The organism is Alteromonas sp. ABH2_165 (assembly GCF_056159945.1).
Genome location: NZ_JBSWWF010000002.1, coordinates 106,488 through 118,039 on the forward strand (window position 1 = coordinate 106,488; position 11,552 = coordinate 118,039).

Below are 11,552 nucleotides of genomic sequence, written 5' to 3' on the forward strand. Positions count from 1 at the left end.
TCACCCAACTGCGTTGTTTTCGTCGTCATCCATGCTGACGTACTCTGGCTGTTCACGCTCAATGTCAAAGAAGTCGGCCGAGCGGATAATCGTTGCTGCTCCGGCTTTTTCTCTCACGGTAAGTTCCTGGCCGGCTATATTGGTCAGCACAAATTTATCCCCTGTTTTATGAAGACCGACTGGTTTGATTAGTATTATGGTATCGTTCACATAGGCACGACCGGATTTTAAATCAATGAAGGCCGCTGCTTTTGCTTCCGGAGTGACGGAACGATAAGGCACTGTTTTGGGCTTGGCGCCACCCAGACGGTCACTGATGCTTCTGACCATCATCAAGATCCATTCGGACGAAAACCCTGCCGCAAAGGCGATAGATATGCCCGTGAACTGACTTTCAAAGTCATCGTTAAGATAGCCGTATGCAATCACAGCAAGTATGGGCGCTGAGGCTACCTGGATAATCTGAAACAATACCAGTTCGGGAAGCTCACAATAGCCAATTGGCGCATAGGAATCGCCACGGAATACTTTTTCGCTGGTATCTTGCTCAGTGCGTTTCAGGCGGGCCTGGAATTCCGGCAGCTTTCTCGCCATGGCAATCATTGCACCGATCAATGCACAGAAAATAAAGTAGGCCGGTACAATAATGCCACCAATAATCAAATTGCCGGTTACATGATTATCAATCACGTAATGGGCATCGAGCGCCTTTTTCTGTTCAATTCGGCCTTCAACCAAGGCCTGGAGCGCAATTAGCTTCGCAATATTTTTAAAATCTGATTCGTCACCGGGGTTAGCACTTAATGCGTAAGTGCGGATTGTATTGTTGTCGTCGGCAACCTTGCCTGCTTTTTTGATTCGAGAGTCAAGGCGTTTAAGCAGTTCTACGGATGCACAGGGGTTGGGGTTATCTTTACTGAGCAGACTATCGATATCTGCGCTGCAGTTTTTCTGGTCGTGATAGAAGTCATTTGCACCGGGTATCGCATTAATGGCTGTTTCAGAATAGGCGGGTGTAATCGCTTTCCCTGCTTTAGCAATCTCTGGTGCATCGACAACGGAGCAATTATTCGTGAGGCTGCATTGGGTTGTTATGCCACCTATCACAAGCATTCTTTGCGGCTCTGTCTGTCCACAGTATTTCAGGTTTGCAGGAATGGTGACTCGCAGTACAGCCTTTAGCTCTGCTGCGTTTTCAGTTTCTTTTGTTTCAGATTGCTTTGGTTCGGCTGGTGCTTGATATTCACAGCCGTAGACGAGTATAGGCAGGAAGGTAGGAATTGTGTTTTCGTTCTTTGTTTTATCATAATCGATAAACATTAGCGCAAACGCAAGGCAGGCAATAGCAATCAGAAACATATAGCCTATTACCAGCACACCTCTGGCGATCCGTCTTTCGCGGTTTGGGTCGTCGTCACTGACTATCAGTTCTGCAGTGAATAAGCTAATAGCGCAGGCTATTGATATGGAAACACCCAAAATAAGGAGGAACTGGGAATAGGAATCGCCGACGCCAAAGAATGTTGTGATTATCCAGAATAGAGCGCCGGTCAATATAAGTACCAAAACAACCGGGCCAGCCCATTTGCGAAACCCTTTATCTGCCGAACTGAAGGAGCTATTCATCAGTATCACTCCCTGCCAGCGAGAGTGCTGTTGCATAAGCGCTCATCCGCGCTTTTGCAGACTGGCGGAGCTTTTCAACTTTTCTCACGTCGGCATCATCCGGCAGTGCATTGATTTCAGCCAGTAGCTGGGCGAGTTCTGATTTGAGGTTGCGTATCACCGTTTTCTGATAATCGATGTCCAGTGCCAGAGCTTCATTCTTTCCGGCCTCGAAGGGTTGCTCGTCATCTGCTTTGTCTTTACCGAAGTCGACTTTGCCAAGGCCAGATAACCCGCCAACTACATTCAGTGCCGCTTCAGTTACAGCGGAGCTTATAGCAATTTGATTTTGTGCAAGTACCGTAGGATTGTTCTTCGCCTGTGCCGTGCGGAAACGGGTTGGCGTGTCCCGAATAACTACCACAGATGTGTTTCCATCGCCTTTGAAGTGCTGTTTATTGATTGTATTCCACTGATTAGCGAACATCGGGTTGACGATGGTTCGCCACACCGGATCACCCGCGTTCTGCAGGCGGTCAATGAGGTCGTTAAGGTTGCTTTTGCTTTTTACCAGGCCTTCTAGTGCAGCTTGCGAGGATGCAGATTCGGGTAAATCGTTGCGCAGCGCTTCCAGTTCGTTGGCCAGATTCAGACTGGCTCTTTGAAAGCTGGTGTCATCGAAACTTCGGGAAATGGTTCGCTGGCCAGTAGCGGGCTGGACTCCAGCTTCTTCATTGAGCGCCACCAGCTTTTTTTGCAATTGACGTGCAAAGTTTTTCCACAGCGGTGCCGACCCGGGACGCACCTCGATGTATTTATTTATCAGAAACTCGATATTGCCCCAGTTGAAGTAAATAGCGGGATGGCTGAGTTGTTTGTAGGCTGCAATAACTTTTGAAACAGTGTTCAGGGTGTCCACTTCAAGATCGACGAAGGATTGTTCACATGTTGAGTTATATTTATCTGTACATAAGGTGACCTCAGTATCAGATTGTTTTACATAAAGTTCTCTAAACTTGGCTGAAGTAGTAATTTTGTCGAACAGATAATTATGTTTTGCCAGTACTTTAACTTCTTTAGTTTTACGAGTTCGGCGAGGTTTTGAGGTGGTTTTCGATACTGTTTCTATTTCAGTGTCTAGATATTCAATAAAAGTTTCCGGGTTATCACATACTTTATTCGTCAGTTCTTCTTTTGTGCTATTAATCAAGAGTTCGCATTGCTTTCTTGCAACAGTAGAATAGGCAATTTTGTATACTCTCAGATAGGAAAGTAGCTTGTTGGTGGCTTCCTTGCGGGCCTTATTAAATCGCTCGTATCGATTTTCTAAACAAGTTTGATAAGACTTTAATGGTGTGGCTGAATGAAGCTCTTCTTTAGAGAGTTCAATATCCACTTTTACTTTGACGTCTAGGGCATTATTCAATTCTACATCGGATGGATTTACCTTATCGTGACGAGAAGCTTCAACCTTTTCTTCATCCGTAAGTTTGGGGCAGCTTACCGTCGCCCGGTATGGGGTCTTTCCGTCTGAAAATTGGCCGCTATCCAGTATAACTTTAAGCGCATCGTCATATAACGCTGATGTACCTGTAGCAAGCTTGATCCTGGTCGCCAACGTCTCATCCGCATTTTCCTGCAGCTTTGCCAGATCCTGAAGCATGGCCTCTACCTTGCGGTCAGATAGCGGCAAGTCCACGGCTGGGTTCTTTTCGAAAATGTCTACGGTCACGTCCAGTGTCGCCGTCGCGCAGCCTGTTAGCGTCATCACGCCTGCCAGGGTAAATAGAAATGGAAGCCGATGTTTCATAGTGAAGACTCCGTGAGTATTACCAGAGACTCAACCTCAGTTCTCAGCTCATCAAGCTGCTGCGCTGCCAGTTTCTTTTCATCGTCGCTTTCTGTTTTTTCTTCAAGGAGCCCTGCGGTGCTTGTCAGCCGAGCACTCAACAGTGAAGCAAAGCGTTCAATATTTTGTTTCTCTTTTGCCAGACGAACGTTTTCTGCATCTTCCTGACCTTTCGCCAGTTGCGATAGTTTCAGGATAGCCCGACTGGTTTCGTTATTTTGAGCTGTCGTTTTTATGCCATTCAACACTTCGTCAGGGTTGGAAGAAAAAGCGATGACAAACTTCTCTCCAGAGTGCATTAATGTGAGGTTAGAAACGGGGTCATACTCAATCTCTTTTGCACCGTCAGGAAGGGGGGTGCCATCACCTGGTACCGCGCGAACCCGTTTTAAAACAAGAAGGTGTTTGGCGATTTCTTCATCTGTGCTGGCAGGATTTTGCGCTGCCTTCATATAAGCGTCATAAGCTGCAACATAGGCATCATCAAAAGCGTTTTTGATCTTTTCATTAGCAAGCTCGGACTTAACGCTTTCAATGTTTCCCGCGCCGTATAGCCTGTCAACTGCTGCGCTGGGAAACCAGCCAGACTCGTAGGCTGCAACCCCTAACACGCTTTTGCCTTTTACGGTGACGCGAAAGTAGTTGGTGTTTTCGCCGCTGGCGACGGCTACGTAGAATACTTCTTCGACATCCATGCTTGCCGTTTGGGAGTTGGCGCACCCTGTAGAAAGTAGAGTGAAATAAGTAATGCAAAGAAAAGAAGCAAGGCTTCTCATCTTCCTTGTGAGAATGGTCATTGCGAAATCCGTTTCGAGCAAAATTGCTTATAAGTTGAACAATATATTAAGAGGAGAGCAAAAAGTAAACGTCTTGAGTGTAAAAAATGTACAGCTTGCTTAGGTGGGGATCGAAAAAATACCCGCTTTTTAATCGAAGTCGGAAGGAAAGTCGTCGTGCAATAGGCTAGATAGTAGTTTGAGTACGAGTGCGTTACAGTACCACCCATTGTCTTTAATACACTTTGTATAACAGAGGGAGTTGGCATGCGTTACCTGCTTATCTCGTTGGTAGTGCTGCTTATAGCTTGCCAACCCAAAGAATCACGATCGGACGAGGAGTCTATGAAATCATCATCAACCGATACTGTCGAATATGGTGGCTGGTCGTCGCCAGTAACCGCTGAATCCATTGTGCAGGGCAGTCGCGGACTTTCCTCGCTGGCTGTGGATAACGGTTATGTTTACTGGGTAGAGTCCCGACCGCTTGAAGGTGGTCGCAGCACCATAATGCGTAAGAAAGAGGGTCAAGGTGATACGGCGGCTGAAGAGTTGCTGGCAGCGCCCTGGAATGTGCGTACTCGTGTGCATGAATATGGCGGACGATCCATTCTGGTCAGCAACGGTGTTGTCTGGTTTACCCATTTTAACGATCAGCGCATTTACCGCATGGTCATTGGTGAAGCGCCGGAGGCGATTACGCCGGAAGATAAGATCCGCTTTGGTGCCTGCGAGCTGGACGCTCCCCGTGATCGCCTGATTTGTATTCGTGAAGATCACCGCTCAGTGGGCGAACCGCAGAATACGCTGGTGGCACTGCCTGCAAACGGCATGTCGGAAGGTGAAGTATTGTTTGAAGGTTCAAGCTTTGTATCTGCGCCGAGCTTGTCATTGGATGGGAAGTCCATCGCGTTCATTGCGTGGAATCATCCGAATATGCCGTGGGACAATACCACATTGTGGTCGGCAAACTTCGATACTGACGGCAAACTGGAAGGGCTAACAGAGCACAACCCGGATACTGGTGAATCGGCTATCGACCCTCAGTGGGATGTTGAAGGTAACCTGTATGTATTAAGCGACCGCAATAACTGGTGGTCACTGTATCAGGTATCCGGCACCGAGTTTACCCTGCTGTCGCCGCAACCGGAAAACTCAGAGATAGGCGGTCCGGCCTGGCAGGTGGGCAAACATTACTACCGTATTCGTCAGGATGGTTCTATTCTCGCGCAAGTGGTTCAAGGTGCTATTGGCCAGCTTTATTTGCTCGACAGAAAATCCGATGCAATGCATGTGTTGACGCCGGAAAGTGCCGCCATTGAAGATTTTGTTGAATCGGACTCTGCACTCTATGTGATTCAGGACCCGCAAACTCGCCCCGGTGAGCTCATTGCACTGTCTGATTTATCGGCTGATTCTCCAAAAGTGAATGCTGTTGCGACATCCAGCGATTCTGCGCTGGATCCATCCTGGGTGCCAACCATTCAGGAAGTGAGCTTTCCGGTGGGTGATAGCGCGAAAGCATACGGCACCTACTTCCCGCCAACGAACCCGGATGTGACTGCGCCTGAAGGTAGCGCGCCGCCACTGATTGTTATGATCCACGGTGGCCCTACGTCGAAAGCATCGCCCACCTATTCGGTGAGTAAGTATTTCTGGACTAGCCGCGGCTTCGGTATTCTCGATCTGAATTATCGTGGCAGTACAGGCTATGGCCGTGAATATCGTCATGCACTTTACGGTGAATGGGGCGTGACCGATGTAGAAGATGCGGTTGCCGGTGCACAGTGGCTGGCAGATCAGGGGTTGGCAGATGCCGATAAACTCATTATCCGCGGCGGGAGTGCCGGCGGCTATACCACCCTAGCAGCACTGGCTTTCAGTAATGTGTTTAAAGCCGGTGCGAGCCACTACGGCGTTAGCGATCTCGAAGCGCTGGCCGGCGATACTCACAAGTTTGAATCCCGCTATCTGGATCAGGTGATTGGCCCGTACCCGGAACGCAAGGATTTATATATCGAACGCTCTCCTATTCATCATCTCGATGGGTTCAATGTACCATTGCTGCTGTTACAAGGACTAGATGATAAGGTAGTGCCACCCAATCAGTCTGAAATGATCTTTGAAGCACTGAAAGACAAAGGCATTCCTACCGCTTATGTGGCCTTTGAAGGTGAGGGGCACGGCTTTAGGAAGTCTGAGAATATTGTAACGGCACTGAATGCTGAGCTGTATTTCTACTCAAAGGTGCTGGGCTTTAAATTAGCAGAGCCATTACCTGAAATTGATATCATGGGGCTTGAAAAGTAATCCGCGAAGCGGCTCTGAACACCAATGCAAACGCCAGCATCTTGCTGGCGTTTTTGTTTGTTGCTATCGAATTCCAGGCATAAAAAAGCCCGACCAAAATGGTCGGGCAAGAGGGCTTGGTTAAGCACCTAACGACAGAAATCGTTACACACCAATGATGGCTTTCATGTCCGTCATGTAGCCGCGTAATTCTTTACCGATAGCTTCTACACCGGTATTACGGATGGCATCGTTCACTTCAACCAGACGGCGGTTATCAACCTGGTTAGAGGTTTCGTTTAACCCTTTACCGATAACGCTGGTATCAATTGACGGCATTAACTTCTCGCGCAGTAATGGAATGGCTGCATTAGCGAACAGGTAGTTACCGTACTCAGCAGTATCGGAGATTACCACGTTCATTTCATACAGACGCTTACGAGCGATAGTGTTAGAAATCAATGGTGTTTCATGCAGTGATTCATAGTAAGCAGACTCAGGCAGGATACCCGCTTCAACCATTACGTCGAAGGCTACTTCTACACCGCACTTGATCATGGCAACTAACAAGATGCCGTGGTCAAAAAATTCTTGCTCAGTGATTTTACCATCGTACTGAGGTGCGTTCTCAAAACCAGATTCACCGGTCTCTTCACGCCATTTCAGCAGATTCGCATCACCGTTCGCCCAGTCTTCCATCATAGTGCGAGAAAATTCTCCGCTGATGATGTCATCCTGATGCTTTTCAAACAGTGGACGTAACATGTCAGTCAGTTGCTCAGACAGGTCAAATGCCTTGATCTTCGCAGGGTTAGACAGTCTGTCCATCATGTTAGTCACACCACCGATCTTCAGTGCTTCGGTGATGGTTTCCAGACCGAACTGGATTAACGCAGCTGCGTAACCCGCGTCCATGCCATCTGCTGTCATTTTTTCATATGCCAGGATAGCAGCGGCTTGTTGCATACCACACAGAATGGTTTGCTCGCCCATCAGGTCTGATTTAACTTCTGCAACGAAAGACGATTCCAGAACACCTGCACGGTCACCACCAGTGGCGCTTGCCAGTGCTTTCGCGATATCCCAACCTTCACCTTTTGGATCGTTCTCAGGGTGAACCGCAATCAGTGTAGGTACACCGAAACCACGCTTATATTCTTCACGTACTTCAGTACCAGGACACTTAGGTGCACACATCACAACAGTGATGTCTTTACGGATTTGCTGACCTTCTTCAACGATGTTGAAACCGTGAGAATAGCCCAGCGCAGAACCTTCTTTCATCAGCGGCATAACCGCCTCAACTACGCTTGCGTGTTGCTTGTCAGGTGTGAGGTTGTATACCAGATCTGCTTCAGGGATCAGTTCCTGATAGGTGCCAACTTTAAATCCGTTGCTTGATGCACGCTGGAACGAGTCGCGTTTTTCATCAATTGCTGCCTGACGCAGTGCGTAAGCAACATCTAACCCTGAATCGCGCATGTTAAGGCCTTGGTTCAGACCTTGTGCGCCACAGCCCACGATAACCACTTTTTTGCCTTTCAGGAATTCACAACCATCGGTGAACTCACTGCGAGCCATGAAACGACAGCGACCTAATTGGTCCAATTGCTGACGCAGAGACAGAGTATTAAAATAATTAGCCATAATAAATTCCGAACATCATAATCTAGTCATTATCAACGGCTCAAAGCCAGTCGATGACCTCGTCGATGACGACTTGCTGCGAAGATTACTTGAACACTTTTGTTTTGGAAAATGATATATTCGCAAAACAGTGTTTCATATTTTGCAATATTATGGATTTTCGTTCTCTACAGCTGTTTAATCATCTTGCTACCAGCCTGCATTTCGGTGTTACGGCTGAAGCCATGTATGTATCTCCTTCTACGCTAAGCCGCGCCATTCAAAGGCTGGAAGAAGAATGCGGAGCTGTGTTACTAAAGCGCAGTAACCGCAGCGTGGAACTTACCCATGCCGGGCATAAGATGCTGGCATTCAGCACCGACATGCTAAAAGAATGGCAATCTTTATTGCACGAACTGCGGGATGACAGCGAAACCCTGCAAGGTGAACTTAGCTTATTCTGCTCAGTGACTGCCGCACAAAGTCACCTTCCAGCGTTACTCAAACAGTTCCGTAATCGCTATCCTGGCGTAGATATCCGCCTTATTACTGGCGATCCTGCGTTGGCGAATGAAAAAGTGAAACAGAAAGAATGTGATGTAGCGATAGCCATTCATACCCCTGACTTCCCTACCGACATGGCATTTTCAGCACTGGATGATGTTCCGCTAGTATTGATTGCACCGCGGGACTGGCGTTTAACGGAGCTGTCGCAGGTAGACTGGCGCCGTCATCAGGTGATCATGCCTGAACATGGCCCCACCCGGCGCATTGCTTATCACTGGTTTGCTGAACACGGCATCCGACCCAATGTGTATGCGTCGGTTGGCGGAAACGAGGCCATTGTGAGCATGGTGGCGTTAGAATGCGGTGTGGGCTTCGTGCCCGAAGTGGTGCTGGAGCACTCTTCAATGGCAGGAAGCGTGAGTAAAATATACGTGGCCGATATTGAAGCCTATGAGCTCGGCATTGCCTGTTTGAATGCCCGGCGCAGCGACCCGCTGATTGATGCCTTATTTAGTTTAGGCTGAGCTAAGCTGTTTAATCACATTGTCCAGCGCCCGGTAGCCAAGGGCTTCGGCCAGATGCTGACGACCCACAGCCGTTTCCTGTTCAAGGTCAGCAATGGTGCGGGCTACGCGCAACGCCCGGTGAAAAGCGCGCATGGAAAGCTGAAGTTTTTTGGCTGCCTGCTGAATAAAATTGAGATTTTCATCACTGAGTAAGCAGTGTTCTGCAAGGCTGTTTACTGGCAAGGCGCCGTTTAGCACACCTTGTCTGCTTATCTGTAACTCTCTGGCTTGTATCACTTTTTGGCGTGGCGACTGCAATGTTACCGGTTCATTGTTTTCCAGGGTCAGAGTAAGTTGATAATCGGGCAAGCGTGGCACTTCCACTTGAATATCAATACGGTCTAATAGTGGGCCAGATACTCGACTTAAATAGCGCAGTACCTGATCTGGTGGTGTTCTGCCATCCTGTACATCCCCTGTGGGACTGGGGTTCATCGCCGCAATGAGTTGGAAGCGAGCGGGAAATACAGCGTGCCCGGATGCGCGGGAAATGTGCACCTCTCCGGTTTCCAGAGGTTCGCGCAGTATATCCAATGCCCGACGGCCAAATTCCGGCAATTCATCAAGAAATAGAACACCATGATGGGCCAGAGAAATTTCTCCCGGCGTAGGTGTCGAGCCGCCGCCTGTCAGGGCTACAGCTGAACTGGTATGATGGGGAGAACGAAAGGGCCGGGTGCCGGTATTTTTTGTCCCGGAGCCAGTGTGACTAATGGAATAGAGCGTGGCGACTTCAAGTGCTTGCTCGGCTGTGAGTGGCGGTAACAATTGCAGAAAACGGCTGGCTAGCAAGCTTTTACCCGTACCTTGCGGACCTGTAAAAAGAAGATTATGCGCGCCTGCTGCGGCTATCATAAGCGCTCGCTTTGCTTGATGCTGTCCATGAATGCCATCCCATACAGGGTTTTGATGCTCACTTTCTAACTGCAAAGGTTGATGAGGATCTTCACTTAATCGTTCCAGGTCGGCCAGATGAAGAAACACAGATAATAGTGATTCTGCAGCATAGCGCCGGGCCCCTTCCACCAAAGCCGCTTCGTTTCTATTCGCAGAGGGATGGAACAGTCTGTGATTATGATCGCGACAGGCTAATACTGCTGGAATGATCCCTGATACGGCCATTAGCTCTCCGGTGAGCGCCAGTTCGCCAACAAATTCATAATCATCAGCAATACTTTCGGGCAGCTGCCCGGCAGCGATAAGAATACCGATAGCAATGGCTAAATCGTAGCGACCGCCCTGTTTAGGAATGCTGGCGGGAGAGAGGTTCACGGTAATACGACGGGCGGGAAATTCAAAGCCACTGTTGATCATGGCGCTGCGTACCCTGTCCCTGGCTTCCTTTACTGAAGTTTCTGCCATACCGACGAGCTGAAAAGCCGGTAGTCCATTGGCCAGATGTACTTCCACTCGAACCAGGGGCGCGTTGATGCCGCTACCCGCCCGGGTTTTTACCACTGCCATGCCCATACACAATCTCCGTTACACATCTGGGCTAAGTGTATCGGTGCTCAGGCACGGGAATAACTGGCCTGGCGGGCAGTTTTAATTAGGCTTACTCGTTCTTGAATACCGGCAACTGCCAATGCCAACGCATGGCGGCCAGGCGCATTAGCACGGTAACCAAAAGTGCAAACCAAGGGCAGTAGTGCTGATCGAACCCAGCATACAAGAGCGCGGCGTAACTCAGACCACCGGTAATACAAGTGATGGCATAGAGTTCACCATTGAGGACCAGCGGCACTTCACGGCAAATCACATCCCGCAGCAAACCGCCGAATACACCGGTGATGGTGCCCATGGCGATGGCTACCGACATGGGCGCGTCGTTGATCAGTGCTTTCTCCATTCCCACCACGTTAAAGAGTGCCAACCCGAATGCGTCGGCTACCAGTAAATAGTGATAAGGAAAGCGAGGACTAATTCTCAGCCAGGCTATCGTCAACAATGCGGCGCCTAACGTGGTATACAGGTAGTCGGTGTCTTTGATCCAGAAAACCGGTAAATCGAGCATGATATCGCGCAGGGTACCGCCGCCGATAGCGGTCACCGATGCGAGCACCACCACCCCAAAGCCGTCCATCTTTTTCTGATAGGCCATTAATGTGCCGGAAATCGCGCAAACTGCGACGCCCGCCAGATTTAGCCAGTGAAACCAATCTGTCATTGCATTACTCTGTGTTGTTGTTTTATGTACACCCTCATTCAGGCTTAATTTGGGCGTCAGGGCGCAAAATACTTGATTCTGGCGCGGGTTTCATGCTATTTCTTCGCCCTCAAGCAATGTGTGGTCAGCCAGCCACCTGCTACGGCGCATTTTTAATGCTCCGGTAG

The 11,552-nt window shown here is 49.0% G+C and carries 8 protein-coding genes; 2 read left to right on the forward strand and 6 right to left on the reverse strand.

Translation table 11 applies throughout. The annotated features are described in order from the left end of the window. The 3 genes from ACXAFQ_RS05075 to ACXAFQ_RS05085 are packed head-to-tail and all read right to left on the reverse strand — an operon-like array spanning position 1 to position 4,251. Positions 1 to 1,626, reverse strand: coding sequence for a hypothetical protein (locus ACXAFQ_RS05075; RefSeq protein WP_474818603.1), 1,626 nt, complete (start codon positions 1,624 to 1,626; stop codon positions 1 to 3). After that, a complete protein-coding gene (locus ACXAFQ_RS05080) occupies positions 1,619 to 3,415 on the reverse strand; it encodes a hypothetical protein (protein WP_474818604.1) in 1,797 nt (598 codons plus the stop codon). The genes ACXAFQ_RS05075 and ACXAFQ_RS05080 overlap by 8 nt, the downstream gene beginning before the upstream one ends. After that, positions 3,412 to 4,251 (reverse strand): hypothetical protein, encoded by an 840-nt coding sequence (locus ACXAFQ_RS05085; RefSeq protein WP_474818605.1) that lies wholly within the window; start codon positions 4,249 to 4,251, stop codon positions 3,412 to 3,414. Before ACXAFQ_RS05085 ends, ACXAFQ_RS05080 begins: the two co-directional genes overlap by 4 nt. Before the next feature lie 324 nt (positions 4,252 to 4,575). Between ACXAFQ_RS05085 and ACXAFQ_RS05090 the strand changes: the two genes are divergently transcribed. Then, positions 4,576 to 6,540 carry an alpha/beta hydrolase family protein gene (locus ACXAFQ_RS05090; RefSeq protein ID WP_474818607.1) on the forward strand — a complete coding sequence of 655 codons (1,965 nt, stop codon included), beginning with the start codon at positions 4,576 to 4,578 and terminating at the stop codon, positions 6,538 to 6,540. A 144-nt stretch (positions 6,541 to 6,684) separates the two neighbouring features. Here the strand turns inward: ACXAFQ_RS05090 and ilvC are convergent, their stop codons facing one another. Beyond that, positions 6,685 to 8,166, reverse strand: a complete 1,482-nt coding sequence (ilvC, locus tag ACXAFQ_RS05095; protein WP_474818610.1) for a ketol-acid reductoisomerase — start codon at positions 8,164 to 8,166, stop codon at positions 6,685 to 6,687. A gap of 152 nt (positions 8,167 to 8,318) precedes the next feature. Here ilvC and ilvY point away from each other — a divergent pair, with 152 nt between their 5' ends. Further along, positions 8,319 to 9,176 carry an HTH-type transcriptional activator IlvY gene (ilvY, locus tag ACXAFQ_RS05100; protein ID WP_474818612.1) on the forward strand — a complete coding sequence of 286 codons (858 nt, stop codon included), beginning with the start codon at positions 8,319 to 8,321 and terminating at the stop codon, positions 9,174 to 9,176. On the opposite strand, the gene ACXAFQ_RS05105 is transcribed toward ilvY, so the two are convergent. Both ACXAFQ_RS05105 and ACXAFQ_RS05110 read right to left on the reverse strand, forming a co-directional pair. Next, positions 9,168 to 10,688: a YifB family Mg chelatase-like AAA ATPase gene (locus tag ACXAFQ_RS05105; protein WP_474818615.1), complete on the reverse strand. Its 1,521-nt coding sequence runs from the start codon at positions 10,686 to 10,688 to the stop codon at positions 9,168 to 9,170. The genes ilvY and ACXAFQ_RS05105 overlap by 9 nt on opposite strands. A gap of 85 nt (positions 10,689 to 10,773) precedes the next feature. Next, positions 10,774 to 11,385, reverse strand: coding sequence for a trimeric intracellular cation channel family protein (locus tag ACXAFQ_RS05110; RefSeq protein ID WP_070124450.1), 612 nt, complete (start codon positions 11,383 to 11,385; stop codon positions 10,774 to 10,776). Between the last annotated feature and the right edge of the window lie 167 nt (positions 11,386 to 11,552).